Origin of the sequence: Streptomyces sp. F63 (genome assembly GCF_018070345.1) — a bacterium.
GTDB lineage: Bacteria > Actinomycetota > Actinomycetes > Streptomycetales > Streptomycetaceae > Streptomyces.
In genome coordinates this window covers 191884-205839 of record NZ_JAGPXX010000006.1, presented here as the reverse complement: position 1 = coordinate 205839, position 13956 = coordinate 191884, and the positions used below count along the sequence as shown (strand labels likewise).

Genomic DNA, 13956 nt, shown 5'->3' with positions numbered 1-13956 from the left:
CCGCGTCCGTGCGGCGTTCTCCACCTCTTCGTGTACCACCAGCGGAGTCCGGTAACCGCTCAGCGGTACATTTCCGCCGTTGCCGAGTGGCGTGATCCGGCTGCCGGTCTTCCCAGGTCCGGCGCGGACAGCGCTGTCATCTCCGGCGCGCCACGCGCCCCCGCCGCCACTTCCGGCCAGCGGCTCCTCACGCACATGTACCGGAAAGCACCGGGTTGATGTGCATTCGGTGCGGGTTCTCGGCAGACTTCGGAAGCGTCAAAACCGGCGCAACACAGCACAACAAGCGGAAGGAAACACATCATGAGGAACCGCGCGAAAACCGCCTTAACCGGAACCCTCGTGCTGGCGGCCGCGTCCCTCGGTCCGCTGGGCGGTACGGCACACGCCGGGGAGTCCTCGCTCTACGCTCCCTCGGCCCTCGTCCTCACCATCGCGCACGGAGAGGATGCGTCCTCCGTCGCCCCTGAACGCGCGGTGACCCTCAGCTGTGAGCCGAAGGCCACGGGCACGCACCCCTCCCCGCAGGAGGCCTGCGTCCTGCTCGGGGACGCCGGGGGCGACGTGGACGCGATCGTCCCGCCGGCCGAGCCCGAGCTGTGCACGTACCAGTACGACCCGGTCGTCGTCACCATGCGCGGCGTCTGGCAGGGCCAGCGCGTCGACGAGGAGCGCACCTTCGGCAACGAGTGCGTGATGCGGGCGGAGACCGGAGCCGTCTTCGACTTCTGACCCGCCCCCGCCCCGCCCCTCCGGCGGGACCCGCACACCCCACCGTTCTCACACGCGCTGTACGGCCGGACCGTACAGCGCGTTTCCGCGTGTCCGGGCGTGGCGTGCCCGGGCGTGGCGGCGCCCAGGCCCGGCGTGCCCGGCCGTCCTCGCGTCAGCGGCCGGACACCCCCCTTCCCCCGCTCAGGCGGCGCCCGGCCCGCCGCACGGGCCGGTGCCGGGGAGGACGGCCGGCGCCGTGCGGGTGGTGAGCTGCCAGAGCCCGGTGAACTCGTCCCCGTCCACCACGAGTTCCGGAGGCGAGGGGCGGCTGAGGAACGAGGTCAGACTGGCGGTCAGGCCGTACGCGCCGACGTTGGGGACGCACAGCACCTCCCCGGGCTCCGGCCGGGCGATCGCCGTGCGCACCGCGAGCCGGTCGAGCGGGGTGCACAGCGGCCCCACCACATCGGCGGTCACCGGCTCCCGGCTCCGTCCGGCCGCCGAGAGGTTCTCCGGCTCCGCCGCGGGACGCAGCACCCGGCCCAGCCCGGCCATCCCGCCGAGGGCGTCGATCCCCGCGTCCACGACCACCACCACGCCGCCGGCCCGCTCCTTCACGTCCAGCACCGTGGTCAGCAGCCGGCCGCAGGAGGCTGTCAGCCGCCGCCCCGACTCGAACCACACCTCCGGGACGGAGGACAACGGCTCCCCCGCGAGCAGGAGTTCCAGTCCCTCCCGGAGTCCGGTCAGCGCCCGGCCGGCGCCCCGGGCCGCGTACGGCCAGGGGAAGCCCCCGCCGAGGCCGATCGCGGAGGGCGCGACGCCCGTGGCCTCGCAGACCCGCCCGATCACCTCAGCGGCGTGCGTGAACGCGGCCAGCAGGGCGTCCGTCCCGTCCAGTTGGGACCCGAGATAGACGTGGAAGCCGTCCGGTGCCCAGTCGTCCCCGGCCGTGCGGCAGACCCGCACCGCCTCCTCCGGCTCGAAGCCGAACTGCCGCCCCTGCGTCATCGACAGCCCGGACGCCGGTCCGCCCGGCGGCTGCAGGCGGAGCAGGATCCGCGGCCGGTGGTCCCGCCCGGCCCGGGCGAGCCGCTCCAGTTCGGCGGCCGATTCGCAGGAGAAGGAGGAGACGCCGCGGTCGACCGCCGCGGCCAGCTCCCGGGCGGCCTTGCCCGGCCCGGTGCAGAGGAGGTCCGCCGGGTCGAACCCGGCCGCCACCGCGGCGTCGAGTTCCCCGGGCGAGGAGATCTCGGCACCGCAGCCGGCGGTCCGCACGGCGCGGACCACCGGCGGGAGCGGATTGGCCTTGAGCGAGTAGAGCAGCCGGGCGCCGGCCGGGAGCGCCGCCCGCAGCTCGGCCGCTCTGGCACGCACCTCCGCGAGATCGTAAACATAAAGCGGTGTGCCGTGCCGTTGCACCGCGTCGAGAAGCCGGTCACGTTTCACTACGCACCACCTGTCAGTGATTCCGTCCGCCGTCTCCGCCCGCGGAGAATTATTGCGGCGGGGAGGGAGCGGAGTAATCTACAGCACGGCTCCCCCCGCAATCCCCGGACCGGAGGGCATGATCTGATGTTCAAATCCCTGGAGACCCAGGACGTCGGCGCCGGAAATCTGCGGTCCATCGAAATCGGTGTCACCTCGCGCTGTAACTTCCGGTGCGCCTACTGCGGGGCGTACGACCTGCTGGAGCGGCGGGTTCTGTCGCTGAAGGAGATGGTCGGCGTCATCGACGCGCTGCCCGGCCTGGAGCGGGTGAAACTGTCCGGCGGCGAAGTGCTGCTGGAATTCGACTTGTGTGCCGATATCGTCGCGTATTGCACGTCGAAAGGGATCTCCACCCAGATCAATTCGAACGGGACGCTCCTCACCGAGGAGAAGTTCGAGCGGCTGGAATCCGCCGGCCTCGATGTCCTGCACATTTCCCTCAACCATGTGGACGCGGACGCGCACGCGGCTTTCTACCGCGTCACCGGGAAGATGTTCCCGAGAATCGTCCGCGCGATCGAGCGGTCCGTCGCCTCCCCGTCCATCGACACGGTCGTGGAGACCATCCTCTTCGACGAGACGGAGACGGCCCTGCCCGGTGTGCACCGGTTCGCCGCGGACCTCGGGGTGCGCCGGCACGAGATCCAGATGGAGATCCCCAGCGTCCACCAGGGCTACGGGAACACCCTGGACCGGGACCGCCTCTGCGCCGCCATCGCCCGGCTCACCGGGGCCCGGCACCCGGACTGCACGCTGTACTTCAGCTGCCTGTCCGCCTACTTCCGCCCCGGCGGCGAGCACTGGGACCGTCTGCGCCCGCTGTTCCGCGACCCGGGCGTGGTCTACGCGAACTGCGTGGAGGGGAAGGCACAGCTCCATCTGCACTCCAACGGCGACGTGCTGATCTGCGAACTGGGCTGCCCCGAGGTCATCGGCAACGTCTTCGAACAGGATCTGCTGACGCTCCACCGCACCAGCCCGCGGCTCAAGGAGTTCGTCCGGAGCAAGCACGAGGAGCGGACCTTCTCCTGCTTCCGGCACACCGACAGGCCGGGACAGCCGGGCGGCGCGCCGGGCGGCGGCGGGACGCTGCTGCCGCTGCCGCGCCTGCGGGAGTAGCGGTGTCCGGCGGCACGGGGCGACGGGGCGCCGGCCCCGGTGTCGTGCTGGGCCTGGTGGGCCACGACATCCATGTGGTCGCGAGCCGGATCCTGGTCATCGGCCTGGCGGAGAACGGCTTCCGCCCGTACGACCTCGGCACGAACAACGACGCCGGAGACTTCGCGGACGCGGTGCTGGAGACCGGCGCGCGCGCCGTCCTCGTCGCCTCCGTCAACGGCGAGGGCGAGGAGTCCTGCGCGGGGTTCGGCCGGTGCTTCGCGCGCCGGGGGCTGACCGGGATCCCGCGGTACATCGGGGGGAACCTGGTGATCGGGGAGAGGCCGCCGGAGGAGGTGGTCCGGGTCTTCACCGGCTACGGCTTCCACCGCGTGTTCCACCGGCCGCCGGGTTTCCGGGCGGTGTTCGACGCGCTGAGAAGGGATCTGGCCGGTGTCCCGGCCGAGTAGCGGCGCGTGCGCCGGCGGGATCGAGGAGGAGCGGTCCCGGCTCCTCGGACACCACGACGGCCCGGACCCGGCCACCGCCGCCGCCCATCTGGCCTCCCTCCCCCGCTCCCGGTTCGCCTCGCTGGCCTACCGGCGGCCGCACACCCGCCCCTATGTCCAGCCGCGCGGCGGATTCCCGTCGTTCGCCCGGCAGCGGGCCCTGACGCTGGCCCTCGCCGAGGCGGGCGCCGACTTCCTGCCGCTCACCGTCGACAGCCACACCCGGCACAACGACTACGCGACGGCGTCCGCGCTGCTGGCGGCCGGGCTGAGACGGGACCGGGACCTGCTCAACGGCTACCCCCTGGTGAGCCATGGAGTGGCGGCCACCCGCCGGCTGTTCGAGGGCGTCGACCGGCCGGTGAGCCTGCGGCACGGCACGCCGGACGCGCGGCTGCTCGCCGAGATCGCGCTGGCCTCGGGCATCACGGAGATCGAGGGCGGCGGCCTGAGCTACACCCTGCCGTACGCCCGGGAGTTCCCGCTCGACCGGGCGCTGGCCCACTGGCAGTACGTGGACCGGCTGTGCGCGACGGCGGGCCCGGCGGACGCGCCGGTGCACCGGGAGTCGTTCGGCCCGCTGACGGCCACGCTGGTCCCGCCGGTGATCACGGTGGTGGTGCAGCTCTGCGAACTGCTGCTCGCCGCCGAGCAGGGGGTCCGCTCCTTCGCGGTGAGCTTCGGGCAGACCGGCAGTGTGGAGCAGGACATCGCCCTGGCCGCGGTGCTGCGGCGGATGTCCGCCGGACTTCTCGCCCGGTACGGCTTCGACGCGGTGCGGGTGGGCCTGGTGTACCACCAGTGGATGGGGCCCTTCCCCGGCGAACCCTGGCGCGCCTGGCCGCTGATCGCCGTCTCGGCGGCCGTCGCCCGCCTCGCCGGGGCCGACAAGGTGGTGGTCAAGACACCCGGTGAGGCCGCCGGGATCCCCGCGGTGGAGAGCAACGCGGAGGCCGTCCGCGCGGTGCGGTACGTCCTCGACATGGTTCCCGGCGGCTGCGGGATCGCGGGGGGCGCCGTCGAGGAGGAGCGGGAACTCATCGGCGGCGAGGCGGCCGCCGTCATGGAGCATCTGCTCGCCCAGCCCTGCCCGTCCCTTCTCGCCGCCGTGCACCGGGCGGTCCGCACCGGTGCCGTCGACGTCCCGTTCGCGCCGCACGAGCAGAACGCCGGCCGGCTCGTCACCGCCCGTGGTCCCGACCGGCGCATCCGGATCGTGGACCCGGGCGGCGTCCCGCTGCCGGCCGCCGAGCTGCGGCGCGAACGGGCGCTGCTCGGGGCCCGGAAGCCGGGCGGGGAGCCGTTGTGGGAACGGCTGCTCCGGGACATCAGGACCCTGGCGTGAACCGGCCGGCCCTGCTCGTGGACATCGGCAGCACCCGGGTGAAGGTCTGCGAGACCGGCGGCGCGGGCGGACCGGGCGCGGTGGAGAGCGTGCCGCGGCGGCCGGACACCGCGCCCGGCGAGCAGGTCCGGGCCCTGGTCGGGGAGCGGCACCGCGGCGCGGACCCGCCCCGACTGCGGGTGTGCAGTTCGGCGGGCGGCGGGCTGCGGGTGGGGATCCTGGGCCTGACGCGCCGTCACAGCACTGCGGCGGCGGCCCGGGCGGCCGTCGCGGCGGGCGGCAATGTCCTCTACGAGCGGCTGCTGGGCAGCGGCCCGCCGCCCCCGGCGCTCCCGCCCGTGGACGTCCTGGTGGTGGCCGGCGGTGTGGACGGGGCCGCGCTGCGGCATCTGCGCGCGGCGCTGGAGCACACCCCGCCGGCAGCCTTCCGGCACGAGACGCTGGTCTGGGCCGGTGCCGCGGCACCGGACGTCCTGGCCGCGCTGCGGCCGGACCGGGTGGCGGCCAACGTGCTGGACGAGCGGCTCCGGCCGTCGGTGCGCGGGCTGGCCGAGGTGATCCACGGCATCCACGTCGGCGACCTCGCGGACCGCAAGGGGCTGCGCGCCCTGGACGGCATGACGGAGGTGCCCGTGTGGCCGACGCCCGCGGTGGTCGGGCTGGCCGCGGAGCGGCTGGCCGGCGGGCGCTCCCCGGCCGCCGTCACGGCGCCGTTCCTGATCGTGGACGTGGGCGGCGCGACCACCGACGTGTTCCACTGCGCCGAACTGCGCGCGCCCGGGGCGGCCCGGGTGGCGCCCGGGGAGTCCGTCGCCCGGCGGGTGTTCACCGATCTCGGGGTCGCCGGCTCCCTGCCCGCGCTGCGGCAGCGGCTCGCCGCCGACCCCGGGCTGCTGGAGCTGGCCGCGGCGGTGGCGCCGGACCGCCCGCGTGCGCTGTACCACGCTCTCTGCGAGGGAACCGGCGACGCGCTGGCTCCGCCGGGCGCCTTTCTGGCCTGCCTGTATCTCGCGGTGCGGCGGCTCTTCGACCCGGCGGGGCCGGACCGGCTGCGCCCGGGCCCGGGCGCCACCGGTGTCCTCGTCACCGGCGGCGCCTGGGCGGGGGCGCCGGGCGCCGCCGTGCGCCGGGTGCTGGCCGCCGCCTGCGGTGTGCCGGGCGCGCGGTGGGGCGTGCGCTTCGACCGCGGGTACCGGCTGTGGGCGCGCGGCCTGCTGGCCGTACCGCCCGGCGCCGCGGGGGAGGCGCAGCCGCCGCAGGCGCCGACGCGCGGGGCGGAGCGGGGCGGGTGACCGGAGGGCGGGCGGCCGGGACGGGGCGGAGGAGGGCGGTGGAGACCGTGTCCCCGGCTCAGCCGGACCGCGCGTCCCCGGCCCCTCCGCCGGCCATGCGGAAGATCCGCGCGGCCAGGTCCTCCGCGATGCCCAGGTGCGCCAGCGGCGGCACGGACTCGGGGGGCGCGTCCGGCCAGAAACACTCCACATAGCCCTCCCGGTCGCGGAAGTCGGCCTGCGTGGCCCCGGACTCGGCGCCCGGGGCGGCGAACACCGCGTAGTGGCGCACCGCCGGGTCGACCCGGTCCGGGGCCAGAATCCCGGCGATCCGCCCCGGGGGCGCCTTGAGGACGGCGAGGGCGGCGGTGCCCGAGGGCGCGCCCGGCTCCGGGAACTCACCGAGCCGCTCCAGGTAGGAGCGGATGTGCAGCTCGTACGGGGACACCCCGTACACCCGTTCCACCAGGTCGGGGATGCCGTCCCCGGCCGTCCGCGCGCCGACCTCGATGACCTGCGGCTGCTTCCCGTCCTCCAGCCGGAGTTCGACATGGGCCATACCGTGGTCCAGACCGATGGCGGCGCAGGCGCGCACGGCCAGCTCCCGGACGTCCCGGCGGCCGGAGAAGACACTGGGCACCCGGTGGCCGGTCTCGGCGAAGTACGGCCGGGGGCCCAGGGTCTTGTCGGTGACGGCGAGGACGGCCCGCCGGTCGTGGTGGTTGAGGACCTCGACGGAGACCTCCTCGCTCAGCGCGCAGAACTCCTCGACCTGGACGGAGCGGTTGGGCACGGTGAAGACCCGGGAGGCCTCCTCGATGATCCGCCGGACGTACGCGTGGGCGCCGGCCGCCTCGTGCTCCCCGGTGATCAGGCGTACGCCGAGGCTGCCGCCGAACGCGGAGGGCTTGATCACGCAGGGCAGGCCGAACTCGCCGATGGCCTTGCGCACATCGGCGGCGTCGCGGACGAGGGTGTACCGGGGGGTGGCGACGCCGGCCGCCAGCAGACGGTCCTTCATCCGGTTCTTGTTGATCGAGGAGTCCTCCACCGCGTCCCGGGGGAGACAGGGGAGGCCGTAGTGGTCCGCGACGGCCCGGCCGGCGAGCAGACTGGGATCGAAGAAGGGGACGGCACCGGCCGGTGTCATCCCCGTCTCCCGCTCGAATTCCCGGGTGGCGCGCAGCACCGACACCGGATCGCTGAAATCACCGATGATCGTGTGATCGAAGAATTTCGACGCCGGTGCGTTGCGGGTGGGGGAAACGGTCACCACGGGACCGTCGAAAACACGGAGCGCCGCAACGGCCGCCCTTTCCCGCAGAGTTGTCGCAGCCCCGAACACCAGTAGGTAGCGGCCATTTCCGTTGTTCCGCGATGCGTTCATGGCCCGCATACTAGGATTCCTTACCGGGCGTTCTCCGCGTTTTCCGTCCCGTCGCGTCACCTTTCCACGCCCTGCTTTCCACGCCCTGCGCGTTCCGCGGGGCCGGCGCGTGCGCCGCGTACGCCGCGCCGGTCCCCGGGCGCTCTCACCTTGCCGCACCGAGCGCACCCCGAGGAGCCGGAGTGAAGCGGGAACCCGACTGTTTCGCCGATCCGTTCGGCGGCCTCCGCCCGGAGCTGTGGGACGAACTGGCCGGGCGTCGTTTCTACTCCTCGTCGTTCTGGCTGCGGCTGTGCGCGCTGGAGCCGGGCGCGCTGTCCGGCGCGCTCCACACGGAGCTGCCGGGGGGCGGTCGCGCGGCCGTGCCCGTCGCGGCCGTCGGGGACCCGGCCAACCCGCATCTGCGCTGGGACCGGCTGCTGGCCGGCCGGGGGCTGCCCGCGCCGCCCGGGCGGGGGCTGCTGGTCGGCCAGCGCCGGGGCTATCTCGCGCATCTGCTCACCACGCCGGGCGCCGACCGGGAGCGCGCGGCGGCGGAGCTGCTCGACGCGGTCCGCTCGCTCCCCGACGCCGTGGCCGGACCGGCCCGTGTGGCGCTGTACTTCACCACACCCGACGTCCTGGCGCTCCGTGCCGCCGGGGTGCGCACGATGCCGGTGGCGCTGGCCGCCGACGCCTGGATCGACATCCCGCCGGGCGGCTGGGAGGCCTGGCTGGAGTCGCTGGGCTCCCGCCACCGGCTGCGGCGGGTACGCGGTGAGGCACGGAAGTTCGAACGGGCGGGGTACCGGGTCGAGCACCGGGTCCTGTCCGAGGTGTACGCCGACGTCGGGCGGCTGGCCGCCCGCACCGAACACCGCCACGGCATCCCCGCCGACCCCGCCGCGTACATCGAGGCGTTCCGCCGCCACGGCGAGCTGGCCGGTGAGCGGGCGGAGGTGCTGCTGTGCGCGGCGGAGGGCGAACCGCCGGCCGGCTGCTGCCTGTTCGTGCGCGACGGCACCACGGTGTACCTGCGCGCGGTCGGCTTCGACTACGACCGGCTGCGGGGGGCGGCGGAGTACTTCAACCTGGCCTACCACCTGCCGGCGCGGCTGCCGGGCGTGCGCCGGCTGCACGCGGGGATCGCCACGCCCGCCGGGAAGGCGCTGCGCGGAGCCCGGCTCCGGCCGCTGTGGCTGCTCGACCTCTCCCCCCGCAGCCCGCTCCGGGGGCGGGACGCCGAGGTCGTCGCGCACAACGCGGCATTCCGGGCGTCCCTCGCCGGCAGTTCGCCGGCCGTCGCCGCGGCGCTGCGCACCGACGCGTGGAAGCCGTTCTTCGGACAGGAGGCCGTGCTGTGACCAGTCGCCGGGACAGCCATCAGATGTTCACGGTGCACTCCCTGGTGCACGACGCGGCGGAGCGGTTCGGCGACGCCGTCGCGGTCAGCGGCGGATCCGCCGCGCTGGGCTTCGCGGAGCTGCGCGCGGCGGCGCTCGCCACCGCCGCCGCGCTCCGCGCCGAGGGCGTGGCCCGGGGCGACCGGGTCGGCGTCTGCATGGCGAAGTCGGTGGACCAGGTGGTGGGAATCCTCGGCGTCCTGCTCGCCGACGCCGTTCTCGTGCCGGTCCTGCCCGGTCTCAAGCGCGACAACATCGCGCACCTGGTGGCCGACTCCGGGATGCGCACGGCGGTCACGGACGGGGCCCGGGCGGACGAACTGCGCCGCGCCGCGCCCCGGCTGCCGCTGCTGTACGGATCCGGGCCCGCCGGGGCACCGGACGGCGTCCCGGCCCGGGTCCTCCCCCACCTGCGCACGCTCCACGCCGGTACTCCGGTGCCGCAGCGGGCCATCGGGGAGGACCTGGCCGCGATCATCTACTCCTCGGGCTCGACGGGCCGCCCCAAGGGCATCATGGTGACGCACCGGAACCTCTGGCACGGCGCGCACATCACCGCCCGCTATCTCGGGACCCGGGCCGAGGACCGCATCGGCTGTGTGCTGTCCCTGAACTTCGACTACGGACTGAACCAGCTCTGGCAGTCGCTGCTCACCGGGGCCCGGCTCTGTCTGCACGAACTGGTCTTCCCCCGCAGCCTGTTCCGGTTCCTCGCCGGGGAGCGCGTCACCGTGCTCCCCGTCATGCCGGTGATCGTCACGCGCATGTTCGACCCGCGGCTGCTGCGCGGCCGGCCGGAGGCCGATCTGTCCTCGGTCCGCTGCGTCACCAGTTCGGGCGGTCCCGTCCCCGAGCGGATGCTCGGGCAGCTGGGCTCGGTCTTCCCCCGGGCGGAGATCGTGCTGATGTACGGGCTGACCGAGGCGTTCCGGTCCACCTGGCTGGAGCCCGGGGAGCTGTCCCGGCGTCCGGGCTCCATCGGGCGGGCCGTTCCGGACGTCGAGATCCTGGTCCTGGACGAGCGCTTGCGGGAGGTGGCACCCGGGGAGCGCGGCGAGCTCGTCCACCGCGGCGGATGCGTCGCCAAGGGCTACTGGAACGCGCCGGAGGAGACCGCGCGGCGGTTCCGCACCCTGCCGCGGCACCCGGGGGAGACGGTGGTCTTCAGCGGGGACATCGTCACCCGGGACGCCGACGGCTATCTGTACTTCGTCGGCCGGCGCGACGCGATGATCAAGACGTCGGGATTCCGGGTCAGTCCGACCGAGGTGGAGGAGGTCGCCGTCCGCTTCCCCGGGGTGGAGGCGTGTGCGGCGTCCGGCGTGGCGAACCCCGAGACCGGCGCGGACATCGCGCTCGTCTACACCACCGCCCGGCGCGTCGACGAGCAGGCGTTCCGCGCCTTTCTGAAGGAGCATCTGCCCACCCACATGGTGCCCCGCCACCTGCTGGCGGAGGACTCGCTGCCGGCGACCGGGAACCAGGGGAAGATCGACCGGCGGGCGGTCGCCGAGACCGTGGCGCGGCGGCTGGGGTGAGCCGGGGCGGCAGGCGGCCCGGGAGCGGCCGGGGCCGCCGCCGTGGCCGTCCCCGTGGCCGTCCCCGTGGCCGTCCCCGTGGGGCCGTCCGGTGTGCCGGCCGGGGAAGCGCGTTCAGCCGCTCACATGCCGGGCGTAGAGGGCCCTGGCCCGGTTCATCCCGCCGGCGCCGTGGATCAGCGTCCTGCCGCTGGAGAACGCCACGATGCGGCAGCCGTCGACGTCGAGCTGCACACAGCCCGGCCGGGCCCGCAGCGTCGCGTTGCCGCGGTGCCGCTCGCGCAGGCATTCCAGGTCGAGGCCCCCGGCCGGGGCGCTCAGCAGCACGGTGTCCTCGCCGCACAACTCCCGCGCCGCCGTGGTGTGCCGGCCGCGCAGATAGCCGAAGTCGCGCTTCCCGCAGGCCGGGCAGGAACCCGAGACGGCCGCGAACGGAGGCAGCGGGACGCGGCGCAGCGCCGCGTCCCAGGTGTCGATGCGCACCAGGCCGGAGAGGGCGTCCGCCCCCAGGCCGAGCAGCAGCTTCAGCGCCTCCGTGGCCTGGAGTGCCGCCACCACGGCGGCCGTTCCGGGCAGCAGGCCGCGGGTTTCGCAGGTCCGCCGGGCCGCCGCCCCGCCCGGTTCCGGCCACAGGCAGCGCAGGCAGTGCGTGACTCCGGGCAGGACCGCCAGGACCGCTCCCTCCGTGCCGGCGCAGCCGCCGTGGACCAGGGGCGTGCCGTTCGCGACGGCGGCGTCGTTGAGCAGCAGCTTGGACTCGACGTTGTCCACGCCGTCCACGACGACATCGGCCCCGGCGGTCAGCCGGAGGACGTTGTCCGGTGCGCAGTCCGCCACGACCCCCTCGACCGCGCAGCCCGCGTTGAGGGTGCGCAGGCGTCTGGCCGCCGCCTCGGCCTTGAGCCGTCCGGCGGCGGCGTCCCGCTCGGTGTAGAGCACCTGGTGGGCCAGGTTGCGCGGCTCCACCACGTCGCGGTCCACGACACCGACCCGCCCCACGCCGCCGCGGACGAGGTGCTCGGCCACGGCCGAGCCGAGGGCCCCGCAGCCGACGACGACGGCATACCGGTCCCGGAGCACCGAGCAGTCCGCGGGTGCGAGCGCCGCGACACGCTCGACGAGCGCGTACCGGCTCCGCGAGCCCGCGGTCGCGTCCCGCGGGTCCGCCCCGCGGCCGTCATGCTCCCGCAAAGAAGGCCCCGTCGACCTCGCGGATCTCGCCGAACACCAGGCTCGGGCCGATCGCGCTGGTGGCGGGGACCACTTCGTCGAGGCTGTGGAGCCCTGCCAGCCGGACCCAGATCTCGCCCGAGGCGACCCTGCCCAGCACCGGCCGGAGCACGCGGACCGAGACGACGCCCTCCTGCCGCAGGCGGGCCGAGGAGGCCGTCTCCGCGCCCGAGCCCCCACCGGACGGGCGGACGATCAGATGGATGGCCGCATCGGTGCCCGGGTGTTCCCGGCAGTACGTCCCGCTCTCGCCGATGTAGTCGCACACATACGCCTCCGCGTCCGTGCGGTTGCGGAACCACTCCCGCGTGGCCTCACGCCAGCCGTTCTCGCCGGAGGCGATGGTGCGGTCGATCCGGGAGAGGGTGTCCAGCGATTCGATGTCCACCCGCCACTGGTATTCGAACTCCCCTCCCAGGGCGAGGGCGTTGGACAGCAGAAGGGTCCCGGTGACTCCGGGAATGCTTCCCCACAGCCGGGGCCAGGTGCGGGCCGCTTCGAGGAGGTATTCCCTGGCCTCTTCTCCGCGCTGTGCGAGGTTGAACTGCAGTACATAGCAGTACGACATTTCCTCGTCCTCCGTGTCTGTTCGGGGCGGTACCGGAGGAGGAGGTGCGGCTCATGAGAAAACCCCGCCCCGGAAAGGGCGCGGGGACATCCGTTCCGGAATACCGCAGGGCGTTCCTTCGCTGGTGACCGGCCGCCCGCAAAAGCGCGGCGGGATCACGCAGTTATGGTGTTGGGCGCCCGCGAGGGGGTCAATGCGTCCGGTCGGCATTTAACCCGTTCGGCCGTATGTCGCTGCGCGGGAGACACATCCCGGACCGGGAGAGCGGCGGGCCGCGCCGCTGTCGTCCCGCTGAGGCGCGGGCGCCGTTCCCCCCGGCCCCGGCGCGCCTCAGCCGCCCAGCACCGGGCCGATACGGCTGAACTCGTCCGGAGCGGACGGCAGGTCCACGATGAGGTCCGTGACGCCGGCGCCGGCACACGACCGCAGCCACCCGGCCACCTGCCCGGCCGAGCCGACGAGCTTGGGGGCGTCGATCCCGCGCGCCGGCGCCCCGTACCACAACCGCTCGTCGTGGACGTCCCGTTCGCGGGCGAGGGCGTAACCGGCGGTGTGCTCACTGGAGACCACCTGGGCGGTGAACATCCGGCCCGCGATCTCCTGGCGCCGGTCGGGCGGGTGGAGTTCCGCCGCCGCCTCCCATGCCTGCTCCTCCGTCTCCCGGACCACCAGCCCCACCAGCATGGCGATCCGGTCCGTGCCCTGCTCGGCGCGGATCCGGGCGATGTCCCGGACGAGCCGGTCCCGGGGCCGGGCCATGAGGAGGACACAGTCCGCGGGGACGACACCGGGGGTGGACGAGGAGGGGGTGAAGACCAGCGGCCGTCCGCTGTCCGGCCCCAGCCGCCGCGCCAGTTCCTCCCGCACCTCCCCCGCGAACGAGGCCAGGCGCCGCCGCGCCGCCACGCGGTCGCCGAGATCACCGGGCGCGCGGGAGGACCGGGTGGCCCCGGCGACCACGTTGACGTGCGTGGGGCGCCCGAAGCGGTGGGCGAGGTCCGCCGCGCGCCGGGCCACCGCCCCGGCACTCTCCTGGTGGGGGCGGACCGCGACGACCGGCTGGAGCCGCGCGGAGTGGACGAGGACGTCGAAGGCGGCCAGCCACGGGTCCATGGCGACCGGGAAGTCGTAGACGAAAGCCCCCGTCAGCCCTGCCCGTTCCGCCGCGTCCAGATGGCCCGTCAACCGCTGCAGATAGGTCTGCGGCCGGAGCCTGGGGCCGAGCCCGAAGCTCTCCGAGTGCGGCGGGATGATGAAGCTCAGCGAAGTCCAGTCGGTCGGCATGTGCGGCGCTCCTCACGCTCCGGCCGGCCCGGATGCGGGCACGCGTCCTCCGCGGGCGCGGCGGCTCCGCGGGAGGGACGGCGCGCCGGGATCCGTCACCGGCGCCCTGCTCACTGCCGCCGCGCACCGGAGTGGCCGG

General features: G+C 74.5%; 12 protein-coding genes. 7 read left to right on the top strand and 5 right to left on the bottom strand.

The window, feature by feature from the left end:
• Positions 1-303 precede the first annotated feature (303 nt).
• On the top strand, positions 304-732 hold the full coding sequence (locus KBZ10_RS09435) for a subtilase-type protease inhibitor (protein WP_210987056.1): 429 nt from the start codon (positions 304-306) through the stop codon (positions 730-732).
• 183 nt (positions 733-915) lie between these two features.
• Here the strand turns inward: KBZ10_RS09435 and KBZ10_RS09430 are convergent, their stop codons facing one another.
• Positions 916-2136, bottom strand: a complete 1221-nt coding sequence (locus KBZ10_RS09430) for a type III PLP-dependent enzyme (RefSeq protein WP_307847316.1) — start codon at positions 2134-2136, stop codon at positions 916-918.
• A gap of 153 nt (positions 2137-2289) precedes the next feature.
• On the opposite strand from KBZ10_RS09430, the gene KBZ10_RS09425 reads away from it, so the two are divergent.
• Genes KBZ10_RS09425 through KBZ10_RS09410 form a run of 4 tightly spaced genes read left to right on the top strand, consistent with a single transcriptional unit; the run spans position 2290 to position 6449 of the window.
• Positions 2290-3324, top strand: a complete 1035-nt coding sequence (locus tag KBZ10_RS09425) for a radical SAM protein (RefSeq protein WP_210987054.1) — start codon at positions 2290-2292, stop codon at positions 3322-3324.
• A gap of 2 nt (positions 3325-3326) precedes the next feature.
• Positions 3327-3773 carry a methylaspartate mutase subunit S gene (gene glmS, locus KBZ10_RS09420; RefSeq protein WP_210987053.1) on the top strand — a complete coding sequence of 149 codons (447 nt, stop codon included), beginning with the start codon at positions 3327-3329 and terminating at the stop codon, positions 3771-3773.
• Positions 3757-5157, top strand: a complete 1401-nt coding sequence (locus KBZ10_RS09415) for a hypothetical protein (RefSeq protein WP_210987052.1) — start codon at positions 3757-3759, stop codon at positions 5155-5157. The genes glmS and KBZ10_RS09415 overlap by 17 nt, the downstream gene beginning before the upstream one ends.
• Positions 5154-6449 (top strand): glutamate mutase L, encoded by a 1296-nt coding sequence (locus KBZ10_RS09410; protein ID WP_210987051.1) that lies wholly within the window; start codon positions 5154-5156, stop codon positions 6447-6449. Before KBZ10_RS09415 ends, KBZ10_RS09410 begins: the two co-directional genes overlap by 4 nt.
• A 58-nt stretch (positions 6450-6507) precedes the next feature.
• On the opposite strand, the gene KBZ10_RS09405 is transcribed toward KBZ10_RS09410, so the two are convergent.
• Positions 6508-7815, bottom strand: a complete 1308-nt coding sequence (locus tag KBZ10_RS09405) for an acetyl-CoA carboxylase biotin carboxylase subunit family protein (RefSeq protein WP_210987050.1) — start codon at positions 7813-7815, stop codon at positions 6508-6510.
• 182 nt (positions 7816-7997) lie between these two features.
• Here KBZ10_RS09405 and KBZ10_RS09400 point away from each other — a divergent pair, with 182 nt between their 5' ends.
• Positions 7998-9158, top strand: a complete 1161-nt coding sequence (locus KBZ10_RS09400; RefSeq protein ID WP_210987049.1) for a GNAT family N-acetyltransferase — start codon at positions 7998-8000, stop codon at positions 9156-9158.
• Positions 9155-10735, top strand: a complete 1581-nt coding sequence (locus tag KBZ10_RS09395; RefSeq protein WP_210987048.1) for an AMP-binding protein — start codon at positions 9155-9157, stop codon at positions 10733-10735. The genes KBZ10_RS09400 and KBZ10_RS09395 overlap by 4 nt, the downstream gene beginning before the upstream one ends.
• Before the next feature lie 114 nt (positions 10736-10849).
• On the opposite strand, the gene KBZ10_RS09390 is transcribed toward KBZ10_RS09395, so the two are convergent.
• The 3 genes from KBZ10_RS09390 to KBZ10_RS09380 form a co-directional block, all read right to left on the bottom strand.
• Complete coding sequence (locus KBZ10_RS09390) at positions 10850-11926, bottom strand: ThiF family adenylyltransferase (protein ID WP_210987047.1); 1077 nt, start codon at positions 11924-11926, stop codon at positions 10850-10852.
• A complete protein-coding gene (locus tag KBZ10_RS09385; RefSeq protein WP_210987046.1) occupies positions 11913-12533 on the bottom strand; it encodes a hypothetical protein in 621 nt (206 codons plus the stop codon). Before KBZ10_RS09385 ends, KBZ10_RS09390 begins: the two co-directional genes overlap by 14 nt.
• A gap of 330 nt (positions 12534-12863) precedes the next feature.
• Positions 12864-13817 carry an LLM class flavin-dependent oxidoreductase gene (locus KBZ10_RS09380; RefSeq protein ID WP_210987045.1) on the bottom strand — a complete coding sequence of 318 codons (954 nt, stop codon included), beginning with the start codon at positions 13815-13817 and terminating at the stop codon, positions 12864-12866.
• Positions 13818-13956 lie beyond the last annotated feature (139 nt).

Excerpts from the sequence above, each read along its gene's own strand:
- KBZ10_RS09405 (WP_210987050.1), bottom strand. The coding sequence starts at position 7,815 with ATGAACGCATCGCGGAACAACGGAAATGGCCGCTACCTACTGGTGTTC.
- KBZ10_RS09435 (WP_210987056.1), top strand. The coding sequence starts at position 304 with ATGAGGAACCGCGCGAAAACCGCCTTAACCGGAACCCTCGTGCTGGCG.
- KBZ10_RS09380 (WP_210987045.1), bottom strand. The coding sequence starts at position 13,817 with ATGCCGACCGACTGGACTTCGCTGAGCTTCATCATCCCGCCGCACTCG.
- KBZ10_RS09425 (WP_210987054.1), top strand. The coding sequence starts at position 2,290 with ATGTTCAAATCCCTGGAGACCCAGGACGTCGGCGCCGGAAATCTGCGG.
- KBZ10_RS09385 (WP_210987046.1), bottom strand. The coding sequence starts at position 12,533 with ATGTCGTACTGCTATGTACTGCAGTTCAACCTCGCACAGCGCGGAGAA.